Below are 16,475 nucleotides of genomic sequence, written 5' to 3'. Positions count from 1 at the left end.
GCCCATCGCGCCGGTTTCGGTAAAGATGCGGGCGCGGTCCACTCATTGCTATGCGCTCCCGACACGCCTGCGGTTGCGCGCTGATCTGCCAATTCAATGAATCACGATCTCTTGTCTTCTGAGTCCGGTTTTGCGTGGCTGCGGTTGTGGGCCGAATCCACCTCGGATTTCTCCATCTTCGCGCTATCGCGCCCCGGCGTTGTCGCCACGTGGAACCCTGGCGGCGAACGGATGCAGGGCTATCGGCCGGACGAGATTATTGGTCAGCCACTCGCCCTTTTGTATCCGCCGGAGAGCCGGGCCTTGGGTGCGCCCGAAGCCGCGCTGCATGCTGCCGCCCAGACAGGGCGGCACGTCGAGGAGGGATGGCGCATCCGCAAGGACGGCACGCCCTTCTGGGCGAACGTCGCCATGACGGCGCTGCGCGACGGCAACAATGCGTTGATCGGGTTTGGTACCGTGATCAGCGACATGAGCGACAAGAAGGCCGCTCACGACGCTGTGCTCAAAAGCGAGCGGAATTTTCGGCTGCTGGTTCAGGGCGTGACGGACTACGCCATCTTCATGCTGTCGACCGACGGGCACATCACGAGCTGGAATGCCGGGGCACGGCGCATCAAGGGCTATACCGAGGCCGAGATCATCGGTTCGCATTTTTCGCGTTTCTATACGCCCGAGGATGTTGCGGCCGGCGTGCCGTTCCGGGGCCTGGAGACGGCCCGGCGCGACGGGCGATTCGAAGCCGAAGGCTGGCGCGTTCGGTGCGACGGAAGCCGCTTCTTCGCGCACGTCATCATCGATGCCATCTAAGAAGACGGCGAACTGGTCGGCTTTGCAAAGGTCACGCGCGACATCACGGAACGACGACGCGCAGGCGAGCAGCTTGAGCAGACGCAAAGAGCGCTGTTCCAGGCTCAGAAGATGGAAGCACTGGGCAAGCTCACGGGCGGCGTTGCGCATGATTTCAACAACGTGTTGCAGGTGCTGCGGGGCAACCTCGAACTGCTCGAAAGCCGGCATGGGCGCGATGCCTGGAGCGCCGAGCGGCTGAATAACGCCATCGATGCCGTCGACCGGGGTGCAAAGCTTGCCGCCCAGTTGCTGGCCTTCGGTCGCCAGCAGCCGCTTGCACCCGTCGTGATCAACCCTGCACGTCAACTGCGCGCCATGGACGATCTGCTGCGGCGCGCGCTGGGCGAGGCGATCGAGATCGAATCGGTGGTCGCGGGCGGACTGTGGAATACCGCGGTCGATCCGCATCAGTTCGAAAACGTCATCCTGAATCTGGCGATCAACGCGCGGGATGCGATGCCGGACGGCGGCAAGCTCACGCTGGAACTCTCCAACGCCACGCTCGACGACGACTACGTGATGGCGCTGCCCGATGTGCCGGCCGGGCAGTACGTCATGCTGGCCGTGACGGACACGGGCACGGGCATGAGCCCGGAAGTCATGGAGCGCGCCTTCGATCCGTTCTTCAGCACCAAGCGCGAAGGCGAGGGCACGGGCTTGGGGCTCAGCATGGCCTACGGTTTCGTCAAACAAAGCGGCGGCCATATCCGCCTCTACAGCGAGGTCGGAGAGGGCACGACGGTGCGCGTCTATCTGCCCCGCTCCACCGGCACGGCGGTCGAGCCCGCACGCGTCAAGGCTGGAGCGCTCAAGCACGGCAACGAGACGATCCTCGTCGTGGAAGACGACGCAAAGGTTCGCGAGACCGTGGTCGATCTGCTGAGCGGCCTGGGCTATGCCGTGCTCAAGGCCAACAATGCGGAGCAGGCGCTGGCCGTGGTCGAGAGCGGTGTGCATATCGACCTGCTCTTCACCGACGTGGTCATGCCGGGTGCCCTGCGCAGTACGGAGATGGTGCAGAGAGCAGTTCAGACACTGCCCGCGCTGAAGGTGCTTTACACCTCCGGCTACACGCAGAACGCCATCGTGCACGGTGGGCGGCTCGATCCGGGCGTCGAGCTGCTGAGCAAGCCGTACAGCCGCCAGCAGCTCGCCTTCAAGATTCGCCAGGTGCTCGGAAGCGACGCGGTGCAAGCGAGCGGACCCGAGGAAGGCGACACGCCGCCCGATCTCGACACGGGCGCGGTGTGGGAGCCGGCGCGCTTGCGCATCCTCGTGGTGGAGGACGACGCTTCATTGCGTGGCGCGGCGTGCGAGCTGTTGATGCTGATCGGGATCACGCCCCAGCAGGCGGCCAGCGGCGCGCAGGCGCTCGAAGCCCTGCAGGCGGAGGCGTTCGACGTTCTGTTTACGGACCTGATCATGCCGGACATGTCGGGGATTGAACTCGCGCAGCACGCGTTTGCGCTGCATCCGGAACTGCGGGTCGTCTTTGCCTCCGGCAACCCCATTCCCAACCACGATCGCTTTGCGTTCAGGTGGACGGCGCTTCGCAAGCCTTACACGCTCGATCAGTTGCAGCACGCCCTGCAATCGATGATGGCGCGACAGCGGGCGGCCACCGACACCTAACCGGGCGTGGAGGTTTGAAGGCGGCATTCGGGCCTCAAGGGCCCGTGTTCCGCCGTGGGAGGCTCACGCACGGCACCCAAACTGTGCAATGCCGCTGTCCTCGCTCGAAAATCTCGACCTCCGAGAGTCGTGCGCCAGGGTCAGACTGCCGAGCGCGAGCCTCCAACCGTGGCGATCGACTGACTGAGGCTGGAGTGAGGCTCTCCGAGGTCGAAAATTTGAAGCTCGAAGTGGCGGCAGGTCCGCTTCGATCATTTCAACGTGCCTGAGCCCGCCCCGCGCGAAGCTGCGCTGCAACCTTCGCCACACGAGCGCCATAGCAGCGTGCGGTTTCCAAGTCTCCTGGCGACATTTCTTCCGGCGACGCATCGGCGGGCGTTTGCGCCATCGGCGCGATGTACGATCCCATGCGGTTCAGGTCGTCGCGCTTGGAGGCCTTTACGTTCGCAGGCTTGATATCCATGCTGACCCAGATGCCGCCGTGCTGCCCCGTGAGCAGAACGAAGTATTCGAGCGTGTTGAGCTTGTCGCCATTGATGCTGGCGCTGTTGGTAAAGCCGCCGAAGACCTTGTTCTGCCACGCGCCTTCAAACCAGGGCTTTGACGATGCGTCTGCAAACTTCTTGAATTGCCAGCTGGGTCCGCCCATGTAGGTGGGCGAGCCGAACAGGATGGCGTCGGCTCGGGCAAGCGTAGCCCAGGCGTCTTCGGCGATATTGCCCTCGGCGTCGATGGCGACGAGGTCCGCGCCGGCGCCTTCGGCAACAGCGCTTGCCATGCGGGCGGTGTGCCCGTAGCCGGAGTGATAGACGACGGCCGTTTTTGCTTGGGTGGTGATTTCAGTCATGGTGGCTTCCTGTCGTGAACGTGGTCCGCTGTGGACGACATGGGAGGCCACTTTAGCGAGCAGCGACGGCGTGATAAATGACGCCAATTTGAACGTTCTGTTCTTCCCCGGGTGAACAATGCAAAACCTCGACGCGCTGTTGATCTTTGCCCGTGTGGCCGAAATGACGAGCTTTACGCGCGCGGCGGAAAGCCTCGGCATCCAGAAGGGACGCGTCTCAACGGTGATCCGCACGCTCGAACGGGATGTGGGTGTCGCGCTTCTGCATCGGACCACGCGCAGTGTGCAGCTGACTGAAGACGGCCGCGAATTCTATGCGCGCGCCCGCGACCTGCTGGCCGAAGCGCAGGAATTGCAATCGATGTTCCTGGCGAACGGCGGGCCGTTACGCGGCCGGCTGCGCGTCGATCTGCCGACCGAGTTGGCGCGCAGTGTCGTGGTTCCAGCGTTGCCGCAGCTGATGGCGGCGCACCCGGAGCTGCAACTGGAGCTTTCCAGCACGGACCGGCGCGTCGATCTCGTCCAGGAAGGCTTCGACTGCGTGATCCGGTTCGGGCCGATCACCGATGAAACGATGATTGCGCGGCCGCTCGGCAAGCTGCGCATGACGAATGCGGCAAGCCCCGCGTATCTGGAAAGGTATGGCGTCCCGCATACGCTGGAAGACCTGCTCAGCCAGGGGCATCAGATGGTGCATTACACGCTCACGCTCGGCGCCAGGCACGCCGGGTGGCAATACCCCGACGGCGACGGCTATGCGTGGCTTCCGCTGCCCAGCGCCATGCAGGTCAACAGCGTGCAGACGTACCACGCCGCCGGGCTCGCGGGCATTGGGTTGATCCAGGCGGGATACACCGCGCTCGCGCCACACATCCAGAGCGGCGCGCTGGTGGAGGTGCTGCCCCACCTGCGCCCTGAGCCGCTGCCTGCGTCGTTCGTGGTGGCCCATCGGCGCAACCTGTCGCCGCGCGTCCGGGTCTTCATGGCCTGGATCGAAGGGCTGTTGAAGCCCTATCTTGATTGAGCGCCGCTGGGGCGGCGCCATCATCCTTCCCTTGCACGACTAGCTCAACATCGAATCGTCATCCGAATAGTCACTACCGCCCAGGTCGCTGTCGTCGATCAGCCCAAGGCTGTCGTCGCGCGACGCCGTGTTGGTCGTGCCGCTGTTGCCGTTGCTGTCGCTGTCGTAGTAGTTGTTGATGACCGTTTCCGTGGTGCCGCCCATCACCGGCTGCTGGCCGAAGAAGCCGCCACCGCCGCTGTTGTGGTGGAACATGTTCTCGATGCCCTGGAACAGCAGCGCGCCACCGGCCACGCCGGCTGCCGTGGTCGCGACGCTGCCGAGCGTGCTGCCCAGGCCGCCGCTGAAGAAACCCGAGCGCGCCGGTTGCGCCGGGGCCGGTTGGGCCTGCGGCGGCATCTGCGGCATCTGCGCGGGGGCGGCCTGCTGCGGGGCGTATGCGGGTGCGGGCGCAGGGCTGCTGGCGTGGCTGCCCCAGTTGTTGGCCGAATCCATGAACGACGTACTGCGGCCGGCCTGCGCCGCCTGCAACTGGTTCTGCAGCGTGGCGATCTGGGCCTGCGCCGATGCCAGCGCCTGGTCGAGCAGCATGGCGCGCTGCACGAGCAGATAGGCAGCGTCCGGCTGGCGCGCCACGGCGTCGAGGATGCGGGCTTCGGCCTGCGGGTCCTTGGCCCCGACGCGGGCTTGCGTCAGTTGGGCCAGGAAGTTCTCTAGCGCTTGCTGTTCTTGCGGTGACATGGTTTGGGTTCCTGTCTGGGTGGGTCCGACGTGACCAAGTTAGGCGTCAAGTCTTAAACGAAAATTAAAGTGCTGCGGCTTCTTGTGTAACGGCCTGTAACCCTGGACCCCGGTCCCTAGGCGGCCGGCCGGTATTGGCTCGGGTTGGTGCCCGACACCTTGCGCATCAGGCGCCGCAGCGCGGTGGCGTCTTCGTAGCCTACGGCTTCGGCCACGCTGTCGATGGTCATGCGGCTCGATTCGATCAGCATGCGGGCGCGGTTCAGGCGCACGCTCTGCACCAGGGCGAGCGTGCTTCTGCCGGTCGCTTCCCGCACGTGCCGCGACAGCGTGCGTTGCGACATGGCCAGCTCGTCGGCCAGCGCCTGAACGCTGGGCGGGTTGGGCAGGGCGGCCTCGATGCGTGCCACCAGCCGGGCAATCAGCGCGTTGCCGTTGGCCAGCATGGCGGGCAGCACAAACGGCGCTTGCGCGTGACGGCCATCGATCAGCAGCACACGCCCCACGGCATCGGCCAGCGCCACGCCAAAGCGCGTGCGCAGCAGATGCAGCATCAGGTCGGTCTGCGCGAAGGCGGCGCCGGCGGTGGCGATCGGGCCGTCGGTGCACACCATGCGGTCTGCATCGACCGTGCACGCGGGTTCCCATTGCTGCAGCGTCGGGGCCAGCCACCATGACGTGGTGACGCAGCGCCCGTGCAGCAAGCCGCCCGCCTGCAACAGAAACACCGCCGAGCACGATGCGGCCACCTGCCCGCCCGCTGCGGCCTGCGCGGCCAGGGCGCGCGTTGCTCGCTGCGCATCGTCCTGCGCCAGGCGCGTGGCGATTACGCCCGCATGGTCCAGGCCCAGGCCCGGCACGATCCAGGTGCTGGCATCCGGGCGCGGGCGTTTTGGCAGGGGGGCAGCCTCCACCTGCATGCCGTTGCTCAACTGCACGCTGGGCGCGTTGGCGGACAGTACGCGCCACGTCGGGCGGGGAGCTTTGGCACGCGGTGCGAGTGTCGACGCGGCTTGCAGGATGTCGAGGGTGGCCGCCACGCTGGTGGCATAGGCGCCTGAAAGTACGAGGATGGTGAAATCCGCCATGACCAAAGTTGCCCGAAAGATGTCGAAATCGACACTGCCAGTCTAGCGGCTGCGCGGGTTCAATGCAGGCATGTCAACCACCCTCCCGAGTGCCCACATGCCGAACATCCTCGTCAAGATTCCTGCCAACACCTTGGGCGGCGACGCGCGCGCGACGCTTGCACGCCGCATCACCGAGGCGGCCGCGCAGGCCGAGCAGATTCCCGATGATCCGCGCCGGCGCGCGACCACCTGGGTGACGGTGGAAGACGTGCCGGCCGCTTCCTGGTGGTGCGGCGGGGCGGACGTGACAACGCAGGTGGTGCCGTGCATGGCCATCGCCCACGTGCCGGCGGGTGTGCTGGATGCCGATGCGCGTGCACGCTTCGTTCAGCAGGTGCACGAAGCGTTTGCGCAGGCGCTTCCAGCGGCCGATGCGCGGCGCGTGGTGACCTCCGTGATGCTGCATGACGTGGCCGACGGCACCTGGGGTGTGAACGGCGCGCTGTGGACGCTGCCCGATTTCGCCAGGGCGGCTGGTTATGCGCATCTTCAGCATCTAGTCGCCTGAGCCGGCCATTCCAACGGAGCCCACGCATGACAAGCCAGCACACGCAGCAGGATGACAGCCTGGAAGATTTCACGCGCCGCCAGATCACCTTGGACGGCATCACCAAAACCGTGTACGTGGCCGGCACGGGGCCGGGCGTGATCGTCATGGCCGAGATGCCGGGCATCAGCCCGCACGTGGCGCGCTTCGCACGCTGGGTGCGCGATGCGGGGCTGACGGTCTACATGCCGTCGCTGTTCGGGCGCGATGGCGCGGTGCCCAAGGCGGATGCCGGCGCGGAGGTGTTCCGCCATGCGTGCGTGAGTGCGGAGTTCCGTGCCTTTGCGGCCAACCAGTCGAGCCCGGTCACGCAGTGGCTGCGCAGCTTGGCGCGGCTGGCCCATGCGGAGTGCGGTGGCCCCGGGGTGGGTGCCATCGGCATGTGTTTCACCGGCAATTTCGCGCTGACGATGATGCTGGAGCCGGCCATGCTGGCGCCGGTGCTGTGCCAGCCGTCTTTACCGCTGAACGCGCCCGGCGGGATCGAGATTGCGCCGGACGAAGCGGCCGCCGTGCGCCAGCGGCTGGAGCAGGAAGACCTGACCGTGCTGGCCTACCGGTTTGCGGGCGACCGCTTTTGCCGTGCCGAGCGCTTTGCCGCGTATGCGGACGCTTTGGGCCCGCGCTTTGTGCCGCGCGTGCTGCCCGACAGCGCCGCGCACCCGAACCCGCCATCGTTCTTTGCCGAGCACGTGCCTTGTCCGCACAGCGTGGTGACCGCCCACCTGATCGACGCGACTGGCGAGCCAACGTTGGCGGCCCGCGACGAGATCCTGGCGTTCTTCCGGCAGCGCCTGTGCTGAGTGGGGACTCACATGCGGGTGTGAGCCTGGCGCCGCCCGGTTCGGTGTAAACCCCGAGGTGCCGGCTGAGCAAATTACTTTACAACTAAACTATTCATGACTAAGGTAATACCGCATCGAACGCGGAGCCGTTGTCATGAAGATTGTCTGTATTGGTGGTGGGCCGGCCGGCCTGTACTTTGCCCTGCTGATGAAGCTGCAGGACCCGTCGCACGACATCACCGTGGTGGAGCGCAACCGCCCGTATGACACGTTCGGCTGGGGCGTGGTGTTCTCTGACCAGACGCTGGGCAACCTGCAGCGCGCCGACGCCAAGAGCGCCGCGCAGATCCTCGACGCCTTCAACCACTGGGACGACATTGAAGTCCACATCCGAGGGCAGGTCGTGCGCTCGGGCGGCCACGGCTTCTGCGGCATCGGGCGCAAGCGCCTGCTGAACATCCTGCAGGCGCGCTGTGAGGAAGAAGGCGTCAAGCTCGTCTTTGAAACCGACGTGCAGGATGACACCGCTTACGCCGATGCCGACCTCATCATCGCCAGCGACGGCCTGAACAGCCGCATCCGCACCAAGTACGCCGCCACGTATCAACCCGATATCGACACGCGCCGCTGCCGCTTTGTCTGGCTGGGCACGCACAAGCTGTTCGAGGCGTTCACGTTTGCGTTTGAAGAAACCGAGCACGGCTGGTTCCAGGCCCATGCGTACCGCTTTGATGACGAAACTTCCACCTTCATCGTCGAAGCGCCCGAAGAGGTGTGGCGCGCCGCCGGGCTGGAGACCATGGAGAAGGAAGACGCCATCGCGTACTGCGAGCGGCTCTTCGCCAAGTACCTCGACGGCAACAAGCTGATTTCCAATGCCACGCACCTGCGGGGCTCTGCGCAGTGGATTCGCTTTCCGCGCGTGGTTTGCCGACATTGGGTGCATACCAACGCGCACGGCACGCCAGTGGTGCTCATGGGCGACGCCGCGCACACGGCGCACTTCTCGATCGGCTCGGGCACCAAGCTGGCGCTGGAAGATTCGATTGAACTGGCACGCAGCATCGGCCAGCACCCGGGCGATTTGCGTGCCGCGCTTGAACACTACGAGGCGGTGCGCAGCGTGGAAGTGCTGCGCATCCAGAACGCGGCGCGCAATTCGACGGAGTGGTTTGAAAACGTCGCTCGTTACGCCAACCTGCCGACCGAGCAGTTTGCGTATTCGCTGCTCACGCGCAGCCAGCGCATCAGCCACGAAAACCTGCGCCAGCGCGACAAGCGCTATCTCGAACAGTTTGAAGACTGGATTGCCGAGCAGGCCGGCGCCCAGCGCGGGCCGCAGCACGGTCCGGTGCCGCCGATGTTCACGCCGTTCACGGTGCGTGGCGTCACGCTCAAGAACCGCGTGGTGGTGTCGCCCATGGCGCAGTACTCGTGCGAAGACGGCCAACCGGCGGACTACCACCTCGTGCACCTCGGCGCCCGCGCCATGGGCGGTGCCGGCCTCGTGATGGCCGAGATGACGTGCGTATCGCCCGATGCGCGCATCACCCCCGGCTGCCCGGGTTTGTGGAACACCGAACACCGTGACGGCTGGGCGCGCATCGTGCAATTCGTGCATGCCAACAGCGATGCAAAGCTCGGGATCCAGCTCGGCCATGCCGGCGCCAAGGGCTCGACGCGCGTGGCGTGGGAGGGCATCGATCTGCCGCTGGAAGACGGGCAGAACTGGCCGCTGATCTCCGCATCGCCGCAGCAGTATCTGGATGGCGTCAGCCAATGGTCGCGGGCCATGACGCGCGACGACATGGATCGCGTGCGTGACGATTTTGTCCACTCAACACGCCTGGCAGCAGAAGCCGGGTTTGACTGGCTGGAGCTGCACTGCGCGCACGGCTATCTGCTGTCGTCGTTCATCTCGCCGCTGACGAACCAGCGCAACGACGAATATGGCGGATCGCTGGAGAACCGGCTGCGTTTTCCGCTGGAAGTCTTCCACGCGGTGCGTGAGGTGTGGCCGAGCAACAAGCCGATGTCGGTGCGCATTTCCGCGCACGACTGGGTGGAGGGTGGCATCACGCCGGACGATGCGGTGGAAATTGCGCGCGTCTTCAAGGCCGCAGGCGCGGACATGATCGATTGCTCGTCGGGCCAGGTCAGCAAGAAAGAGCAGCCCGTGTACGGCCGCATGTTCCAGACGCCGTTTGCCGACCGCGTTCGCAACGAGGCCGGCATCGCCACCATCGCCGTGGGCGCCATCTCCGAGGCCGACCACGTCAACAGCATCATTGCGGCCGGCCGTGCCGACCTGTGTGCCGTGGCCCGCCCCCACCTGGCCAACCCGGCCTGGACGCTGAACGAAGCCGCCCGCATCGGTTATCTCGACATGCCGTGGCCCAAGCAATACCGCGCGGGCAAGCTGCAACTGGAGCGCAACCTGGAGCGCGAGCGCGCGATGGCGGCGCAGGCGGCGGGTTTGTCTCCGCTGGAGCAGGCCAACCGCATGCAGGGGGTTTGAGATGGCGACACCTGCAATGCTCACCGGGCACCACGCCGTTGTTACCGGCGCGGGGCGCGGGATTGGTGCCGCGATTGCCGCGCAACTCGCGGCGCATGGCGCCACGCTCACGCTGATGGGCCGCAACGCCAACGTCTTGCAAGCCACTGCCAAGACATTACCCGACAGCGCACGCGCACAGGTCGTGACGTGCGACGTGACCGACGAGGCGAGTGTGGCAGCGGCATTCGAATCAGCACGTGCGGGGCTCGGCCCTATCTCCATCCTGGTCAACAACGCGGGCCAGGCGGAGAGCGCACCGTTTGCCAAGACCACGCTCGATCAATGGCAGCGCATGCTGGCCGTCAACCTGACGGGCACGTTCCTGTGCACGCAGGCGGCGTTGGCCGATGTGCAGGCGTCGGGCCGCGGTCGCATCGTCAACATTGCCAGCACGGCGGGGCAGCGCGGCTATGCGTATGTGTCGGGGTACGTGGCGGCCAAGCATGGGGTGATCGGGCTCACGCGCTCGCTGGCGCTTGAACTGGCCGCGCGCGGCGTCACCGTCAACGCGGTGTGCCCGGGCTACACGGAAACCGACATCGTGCGCGAGAGCATCGACCGCATCGTTGCCCGCACCGGGCGCAGCGCAGAAGAAGCGCGGGCCGAGTTGGTGAAGGGCAACCCGCAAGGCCGGCTCATCACGCCCGATGAAGTGGCGAACGCCGTGATGTGGCTGTGCTCCGATGGCGCGTCGTCAATCACGGGGCAGGCCATCTCGGTATCCGGCGGGGAGGTGATGTGAGCACCGAACGCACCCGGCGCAAAACCGCACTCGCCACGCGCGCCTCCGGCCACCAGGCCGTTGTGCATGCGCTGGGCGATGAACGTATCGGGCTGGAAGCGCGCGCACATGTGGACGACCACATGGACGTCAAGATATGGCTGCGCCTGCTGGCCTGCAGCACGCAGATCGAACAGCAGATCCGCCAGCGCCTGCGCACGCGCTTCAACACGACGCTGCCGCGCTTCGACTATCTGGCGCAACTCGATCGCCATCCGGACGGGCTGCGCATGAACGTGCTGTCGCGCTACCTGATGGTGACCGGCGGCAACGTCACCGGCCTGACCGACCAGCTGGAGAAGGAAGGGCTTGTCAAACGCGAGGCGGATCCGGATGATCGCCGGTCCTTTCGCGTGCTGCTGACGGACACCGGCCGCCGCCACTTTGCCGAGATGGCCGCCGAACACGAACGTTGGCTGATCGAGATGTTCGACGGCCTTGGCGTCGCTAACAAAGACGCGCTGTATGCGCAGCTCGGCCACCTGCGCGTCCACCTCGCGCAGCGCGAGCAAGAGCTGGACGCCCGCGAAGATCAACCCTGAACGAACCCGCCCCAATCATGACCGACCCGAATCACCCTGTGGACCCGGCCCTGCTGGCCGGCAACCGCCGCCCGCTGGCGGCTTATCAAGCCAAGCATTTCCTGTGGAGCGTGGAAGGCGGCGTTGCCACCATCACGCTCAACCGGCCGGAGCGCAAGAACCCGCTCACGTTCGATTCGTACGCCGAGTTGCGCGACCTGTTCCATCAGCTCAAGTGGGCGGATGACGTCAAGGCCATCGTGCTGGCCGGTGCGGGCGACAACTTCTGCTCCGGCGGTGATGTGCACGAGATCATCGGCCCGCTGGTGCAACTGAAGGCGCCCGAACTACTGATGTTCACGCGCATGACGGGCGAGCTGGTGAAGACGATGCGCGCATGCCCACAGCCGATCGTTGCCGCAATTGACGGCGTATGCGCCGGCGCAGGCGCCATCCTGGCAATGGCTTCCGACCTGCGCCTGGGGACCGCGCGCAGCAAGACAGCGTTCCTTTTCAACCGCGTCGGCCTGGCCGGCTGCGACATGGGCGCCTGCGCGATCCTGCCGCGCATCATCGGTCAGGGCCGCGCAAGCGAACTGCTCTACACCGGCCGCTCGATGAGCGGTGAAGAGGGCGAGCGCTGGGGCTTCTTCAACCGCCTGTGCGAACCGGACGAGGTGCTCGCGCAGGCGCAAGCCTTGGCCGCCGACCTGGCCGCCGGCCCGACCTTTGCCAACGGCATCACCAAGACGATGCTGCATCAGGAATGGACGATGACGATCGACCAGGCCATCGAGGCCGAAGCGCAGGCGCAGGCCATCTGCATGCTGACCGAAGACTTCTCGCGCGCGTATCACGCGTTTGTCGCCAAGCAGAAACCGGTGTTCGAGGGGAACTGAGATGAGCGACAAGGATTACCTGCAATGGCCCTTCTTTGACGACAAGCACCGCCAGCTCGAAGCTGAACTCGACGCCTGGGCCACGAAGCACATTCCGCACGACCACGGCCCCGATGTGGATGCCGAATGCCGCGCGCTGGTCAAATCGCTCGGGCAAGCCGGCTGGCTGCGCCATGCCGTGGGCGGCACGTCGCAAGGCGGCGCGGCCGAGACCATCGACACGCGCGCCATCTGCCTGATCCGCGAGACGCTGGCGCGCCATTCCGGTTTGGCCGACTTTGCTTTTGCGATGCAGGGGCTGGGGTCGGGTGCCATTTCGTTGCACGGCACGCCTGAGCAGCGCGAGCGCTATCTGACGAAGGTCGCGCGCGGCGAGGCCATCGCTGCGTTTGCACTGTCCGAACCGGAGGCCGGCTCCGATGTGGCCGCCATGGCTTGCACCGCGCGTGAAGACGGCACCGACTATGTGCTCGACGGCGAGAAGACATGGATTTCCAACGGCGGCATCGCAGACTTCTACGTCGTGTTTGCCCGCACCGGCGAGGCGCCGGGCTCCCGCGGCATCAGTGCGTTCATCGTCGAGGCCGGTACGCCAGGCTTTGAGATTGCAGAGCGCATCAACGTGATTGCACCGCACCCGCTCGCGCGCCTGCGCTTTACCAACTGCCGCATCCCGGCCAGCCAGCGCGTGGGCGCGGCGGGCGAGGGCTTCAAGGTGGCGATGCGCACGCTCGATGTGTTCCGCACGTCAGTGGCGGCAGCCGCGCTGGGTTTTGCGCGCCGCGCGTTGGACGAAGCGCTAGCGCGCGCCACCACCCGCAAGATGTTCAGCGGCGTGCTGGCGGATTTCCAGCTCACGCAGGCCAAGCTCGCACAAATGGCCACCGCCATCGACAGCGCCGCGCTGCTGACGTACCGCGCCGCGTGGCAGCGCGACCAGGGCCGCAACGTGACACGCGAGGCTGCCATGGCCAAGCTGACCGCTACCGAGAATGCGCAGCAGGTGATCGACGCCGCCGTGCAGATGTGGGGCGGCTTGGGCGTGGTGAGCGAGCAGCCGGTCGAGCGCCTGTACCGCGAGATCCGCTCGCTGCGGATCTACGAAGGCGCGACGGAAGTGCAGCAACTCATCATCGCGCGCGAACTGCTGCGTGCGGCGGCGCCCGCCAAGTCCTGAACACGCCCACGCCAGAGACGGAGAGTCCTCCATGCCCAGCGCCCATATCGACACCTTCGCCCGCGACCGGCTGCCGCCGGCAGAGCTGCAACCGGTGTATCGCTTCGACCTGCCGGCGCTGCAGTTTCCGCCGCAGCTCAACTGCGCCACTGAACTGCTCGACCGCCGCGTTGCCGCAGGCGAGGGCGGCCGCCTCTGCATCCAGGCGCCCGGCATCCGCTGGACGTACGCCGATCTGCAGGCGCACGCCAACCGCATCGCCAACGTGCTGGTCAATGAGATGGGCGTTGTGCCGGGCAACCGCGTGCTGCTGCGCTCGCCCAACAGCCCGATGCTCGCCGCGTGCTGGTTTGCCGTGATGAAAGTGGGCGCCATTGCGGTGACGACCATGCCGCTGCTGCGCGCCAAAGAGTTGGGGCAGATTGTGGGCAAGGGCGAGATCGGCTTCGCGCTGTGCGATGCGCGGCTCGTCGACGAGTTGCGCGATGCGGTCTCGCAAGCCGCCAAGCCCGTGCAGCTGCTGTGCTTTCACGATGCCACGCCGGAAGGGCTGGAGGCCGCCATGGCACGCCAGCCGGCCGCCTTCGCCAACGTCGATACGGCGGCGGATGACACGTGCCTGCTTGCCTTCACGTCGGGCACGACAGGCGTGCCGAAAGCGACGATGCATTTTCATCGCGACATCCTCGCCATTTGCACGTGTTGGCCGCCGCATGTGCTCAAGCCGCGCGCGGACGACATCTTCATCGGCAGCCCGCCAATGGCATTTACGTTCGGGCTTGGCGGCCTGCTGCTGTTTCCGATGAGCGTGGGTGCATCGACGGTGCTGCTGGAGAAGGCATCGCCCAACGATCTGGTCGATGGCATCCGCACGTTTGGCGCGACGGTGCTGTTCACCGCGCCCACCACGTACCGCAACATCGCAGGGCGCGGAGACGAGTTGCGTGCCACCCCGCTACGCCGTTGCGTCTCGGCGGGGGAAGCGCTGCCGGTGGCCACCCGCACGCTGTGGAAGAACGCTACCGGCATCGAGTTGATCGACGGCATTGGCGCGACCGAGATGCTGCATATCTTCATCTCGGCCGCCGATGCCGACGTGCGCCCTGGCGCCACCGGCAAGGCCGTCCCCGGATATGTCGCACAGGTCGTGGACGACGCCGGCAACCCCGTGCCGCCGGGCACGGTGGGCCGCCTGGCTGTGCAAGGTCCGACCGGCTGCCGATACCTGGCCGACGACCGCCAGCGCGCGTATGTGCGCAACGGCTGGAACCTCACGGGCGACGCCTACGTGATGGATGAAGAAGGCTACTTCCACTACCACTCGCGCACCGATGACATGATCATCTCGTCCGGCTACAACATCGCCGCGCCCGAGGTGGAAGACGCGTTGATGCAGCATCCGGCCGTGGCCGAGTGTGGCGTGATTGGCGAGCCCGATGAAGAGCGCGGGCAGATCGTCAAGGCGTTCGTTGTATTGCATCCAGGCCACACCGCCGGCCCGGAGATGATCAAGACGCTGCAGGACTTCGTGAAGCAGACCGTGGCCCCGTACAAGTATCCGCGCGCCATCGAGTTTCGCGCGAGCCTGCCGCGCAGTGAAGTCGGCAAGCTGCTGCGCTACCGCCTGCGCGAACACGAGAAATCATGAGTGACTACCACTTCGAGCGCGCCGCGCGCATCCGCTTTGCACACTGCGACCCGGCCGGCATCGTCTATTTTCCGCAGTACCTCGTGCTGTTCAATGGCCTGGTCGAAGACTGGTTTACCGACGGCCTGGGTGTTTCGTATGCGCAGATGCTGGGCCCGCGCCGCATCGGCCTGCCCATCGTCAAGCTGCATTGCGAGTTCAGCGCCATCAGCCGCATGGGCGACGACGTGCAGTTCAAGCTGAAGCTGGAGCGGCTCGGCAATGCGTCGCTCACCTTGGACCTGGATTGCTGGGCCGGCGACCAACAGCGCGTGCGCTCCCAGCAGGTGCTGGTATTTACCGATCTCAATACGCATCGCGCGATGCCGATGCCGCCCGATGTGCGGCAGGCGATCGAGGCGAGCGTTCAACAGTCCCGATAAAAGTAGAAGGAATCGCATCATGGAAGTACTCCTCCCGCCTAACTGGCCGCGCCCCAAGGGCTATGCCAACGGTGTATCCGCGCGTGGGCGCATGGTGTTCGTGGCCGGCATGATCGGCTGGGATGCGCAGGGCGTGTTCCATACGGATGACCTGGCCGGTCAGGTCCGGCAGGCGCTGCAGAACATCGTCGACGTGTTAGCCGCCGGCGACGCCAAGCCCGAGCACATCGTGCGCATGACGTGGTACGTGACGGACAAGAAGGCTTACGTGGCGGCCTACCCCGAGATCGGCAAGGCGTTCCGCGAGCTGATCGGCAGCTTCAGCATTGCCATGACGGCAGTGGAGGTGGCAGCGCTCGTGGAGGACCGAGCCAAGGTGGAAATTGAGGTGACGGCGGTGGTGCCGGATTAGGGCGATCCGCGAACTGACGGGACACAAAAGCGTCCGTACCTGTACAAAAATGTCTGTAGCAACCGCGGGGGTTTGGAGACTGTTGACGCCAGTCCGCTCAACCAACCCCGACACCCCTGTTTCACCAGGCAGAGGACGGTGACCGAATCCGGCCTCTGCAGTTCAGGCGAATCAATGGCCACTTGGCCGGGCGAGTTAGCCGGAGTCTAGAGTTGGCATCTACGCGCCACAAGAAAAAATGGCGTAAGGAGCTCCGCAACGCCCACTGTATCCGCTCCGCATACACGTTCCCTGGCCGCGGATTTACATCTCTTCAATTTGCGTCGCCCTATGCGTTCAATGAGGCTGCTCGTGGCAGGGGCACCGCGTCACCGGCACCGAGGGTATCCGAACAGCATCGAAGAGGTCGATCTTGGCCGCGAGCCAACCCATGACGTCACTGTGCAGGCTACCGCTTCGGGCTCAGTCAGATCGACGAGTTGCCCGCACGAAAACGA

14 protein-coding genes and 1 pseudogene are annotated in these 16,475 nt (G+C 65.7%); 12 read left to right on the top strand and 3 right to left on the bottom strand.

Translation table 11 applies throughout. The features are described from left to right. Window positions 1–96 precede the first annotated feature (96 nt). Window positions 97–2,484: pseudogene (locus tag AAHM38_RS00320) on the top strand (PAS domain S-box protein). A 256-nt stretch (window positions 2,485–2,740) separates the two neighbouring features. Here the strand turns inward: AAHM38_RS00320 and AAHM38_RS00315 are convergent. Then, window positions 2,741–3,331, bottom strand: coding sequence for a flavodoxin family protein (locus AAHM38_RS00315; RefSeq protein WP_024974454.1), 591 nt, complete (start codon window positions 3,329–3,331; stop codon window positions 2,741–2,743). Between the two features lie 118 nt (window positions 3,332–3,449). On the opposite strand from AAHM38_RS00315, the gene AAHM38_RS00310 reads away from it, so the two are divergent. Beyond that, the gene (locus AAHM38_RS00310) at window positions 3,450–4,355 is read left to right on the top strand and encodes a LysR family transcriptional regulator (RefSeq protein WP_039373737.1); all 906 of its coding nucleotides are present in this window, start codon (window positions 3,450–3,452) and stop codon (window positions 4,353–4,355) included. 39 nt (window positions 4,356–4,394) lie between these two features. On the opposite strand, the gene AAHM38_RS00305 is transcribed toward AAHM38_RS00310, so the two are convergent. Next, window positions 4,395–5,096, bottom strand: a complete 702-nt coding sequence (locus AAHM38_RS00305; RefSeq protein ID WP_116574929.1) for a DUF2076 domain-containing protein — start codon at window positions 5,094–5,096, stop codon at window positions 4,395–4,397. Between the two features lie 116 nt (window positions 5,097–5,212). After that, complete coding sequence (locus tag AAHM38_RS00300; RefSeq protein ID WP_116574928.1) at window positions 5,213–6,184, bottom strand: GlxA family transcriptional regulator; 972 nt, start codon at window positions 6,182–6,184, stop codon at window positions 5,213–5,215. A gap of 97 nt (window positions 6,185–6,281) precedes the next feature. Between AAHM38_RS00300 and AAHM38_RS00295 the strand changes: the two genes are divergently transcribed. The 10 genes from AAHM38_RS00295 to AAHM38_RS00250 all read left to right on the top strand — a co-directional run bounded on the left by AAHM38_RS00295 (window position 6,282) and on the right by AAHM38_RS00250 (window position 15,978). After that, on the top strand, window positions 6,282–6,734 hold the full coding sequence (locus AAHM38_RS00295) for a tautomerase family protein (RefSeq protein WP_116574927.1): 453 nt from the start codon (window positions 6,282–6,284) through the stop codon (window positions 6,732–6,734). A 26-nt stretch (window positions 6,735–6,760) separates the two neighbouring features. Beyond that, entirely contained in the window at window positions 6,761–7,576 is an 816-nt protein-coding gene (locus AAHM38_RS00290) for a dienelactone hydrolase family protein (protein WP_116574926.1), read from the top strand. Window positions 7,577–7,712: 136 nt separating this feature from the next. Then, window positions 7,713–10,076 carry a bifunctional salicylyl-CoA 5-hydroxylase/oxidoreductase gene (locus tag AAHM38_RS00285; protein ID WP_116574925.1) on the top strand — a complete coding sequence of 788 codons (2,364 nt, stop codon included), beginning with the start codon at window positions 7,713–7,715 and terminating at the stop codon, window positions 10,074–10,076. A 1-nt stretch (window position 10,077) separates the two neighbouring features. Continuing rightward, complete coding sequence (locus AAHM38_RS00280) at window positions 10,078–10,860, top strand: SDR family NAD(P)-dependent oxidoreductase (RefSeq protein WP_116574924.1); 783 nt, start codon at window positions 10,078–10,080, stop codon at window positions 10,858–10,860. After that, window positions 10,857–11,441 carry a MarR family winged helix-turn-helix transcriptional regulator gene (locus tag AAHM38_RS00275; RefSeq protein ID WP_116574923.1) on the top strand — a complete coding sequence of 195 codons (585 nt, stop codon included), beginning with the start codon at window positions 10,857–10,859 and terminating at the stop codon, window positions 11,439–11,441. Before AAHM38_RS00280 ends, AAHM38_RS00275 begins: the two co-directional genes overlap by 4 nt. 17 nt (window positions 11,442–11,458) lie before the next feature. Then, entirely contained in the window at window positions 11,459–12,319 is an 861-nt protein-coding gene (locus AAHM38_RS00270) for an enoyl-CoA hydratase family protein (RefSeq protein ID WP_116574922.1), read from the top strand. Window position 12,320: 1 nt separating this feature from the next. Continuing rightward, window positions 12,321–13,496: an acyl-CoA dehydrogenase family protein gene (locus AAHM38_RS00265; protein WP_116574921.1), complete on the top strand. Its 1,176-nt coding sequence runs from the start codon at window positions 12,321–12,323 to the stop codon at window positions 13,494–13,496. A 31-nt stretch (window positions 13,497–13,527) separates the two neighbouring features. Further along, window positions 13,528–15,144: an AMP-binding protein gene (locus AAHM38_RS00260; RefSeq protein WP_116574920.1), complete on the top strand. Its 1,617-nt coding sequence runs from the start codon at window positions 13,528–13,530 to the stop codon at window positions 15,142–15,144. Then, window positions 15,141–15,566, top strand: a complete 426-nt coding sequence (locus tag AAHM38_RS00255) for an acyl-CoA thioesterase (protein ID WP_116574919.1) — start codon at window positions 15,141–15,143, stop codon at window positions 15,564–15,566. The genes AAHM38_RS00260 and AAHM38_RS00255 overlap by 4 nt, the downstream gene beginning before the upstream one ends. A gap of 19 nt (window positions 15,567–15,585) precedes the next feature. Then, window positions 15,586–15,978: a RidA family protein gene (locus AAHM38_RS00250; RefSeq protein ID WP_065859453.1), complete on the top strand. Its 393-nt coding sequence runs from the start codon at window positions 15,586–15,588 to the stop codon at window positions 15,976–15,978. Window positions 15,979–16,475 lie beyond the last annotated feature (497 nt).

The sequence above is a fragment of the Ralstonia sp. OTU4908 genome, assembly GCF_038440115.1.
In the GTDB taxonomy this organism is placed as follows: domain Bacteria; phylum Pseudomonadota; class Gammaproteobacteria; order Burkholderiales; family Burkholderiaceae; genus Ralstonia; species Ralstonia pickettii.
The sequence above is the reverse complement of the archived record's forward strand: the minus strand, read 5'-3'. Positions and strand labels throughout refer to the sequence as shown.

Excerpts from the sequence above, each read along its gene's own strand:
- AAHM38_RS00315 (WP_024974454.1), bottom strand. The coding sequence starts at position 3,331 with ATGACTGAAATCACCACCCAAGCAAAAACGGCCGTCGTCTATCACTCC.
- AAHM38_RS00310 (WP_039373737.1), top strand. The coding sequence starts at position 3,450 with ATGCAAAACCTCGACGCGCTGTTGATCTTTGCCCGTGTGGCCGAAATG.
- AAHM38_RS00305 (WP_116574929.1), bottom strand. The coding sequence starts at position 5,096 with ATGTCACCGCAAGAACAGCAAGCGCTAGAGAACTTCCTGGCCCAACTG.
- AAHM38_RS00300 (WP_116574928.1), bottom strand. The coding sequence starts at position 6,184 with ATGGCGGATTTCACCATCCTCGTACTTTCAGGCGCCTATGCCACCAGC.
- AAHM38_RS00295 (WP_116574927.1), top strand. The coding sequence starts at position 6,282 with ATGCCGAACATCCTCGTCAAGATTCCTGCCAACACCTTGGGCGGCGAC.
- AAHM38_RS00290 (WP_116574926.1), top strand. The coding sequence starts at position 6,761 with ATGACAAGCCAGCACACGCAGCAGGATGACAGCCTGGAAGATTTCACG.
- AAHM38_RS00285 (WP_116574925.1), top strand. The coding sequence starts at position 7,713 with ATGAAGATTGTCTGTATTGGTGGTGGGCCGGCCGGCCTGTACTTTGCC.
- AAHM38_RS00280 (WP_116574924.1), top strand. The coding sequence starts at position 10,078 with ATGGCGACACCTGCAATGCTCACCGGGCACCACGCCGTTGTTACCGGC.
- AAHM38_RS00270 (WP_116574922.1), top strand. The coding sequence starts at position 11,459 with ATGACCGACCCGAATCACCCTGTGGACCCGGCCCTGCTGGCCGGCAAC.
- AAHM38_RS00265 (WP_116574921.1), top strand. The coding sequence starts at position 12,321 with ATGAGCGACAAGGATTACCTGCAATGGCCCTTCTTTGACGACAAGCAC.
- AAHM38_RS00260 (WP_116574920.1), top strand. The coding sequence starts at position 13,528 with ATGCCCAGCGCCCATATCGACACCTTCGCCCGCGACCGGCTGCCGCCG.
- AAHM38_RS00255 (WP_116574919.1), top strand. The coding sequence starts at position 15,141 with ATGAGTGACTACCACTTCGAGCGCGCCGCGCGCATCCGCTTTGCACAC.
- AAHM38_RS00250 (WP_065859453.1), top strand. The coding sequence starts at position 15,586 with ATGGAAGTACTCCTCCCGCCTAACTGGCCGCGCCCCAAGGGCTATGCC.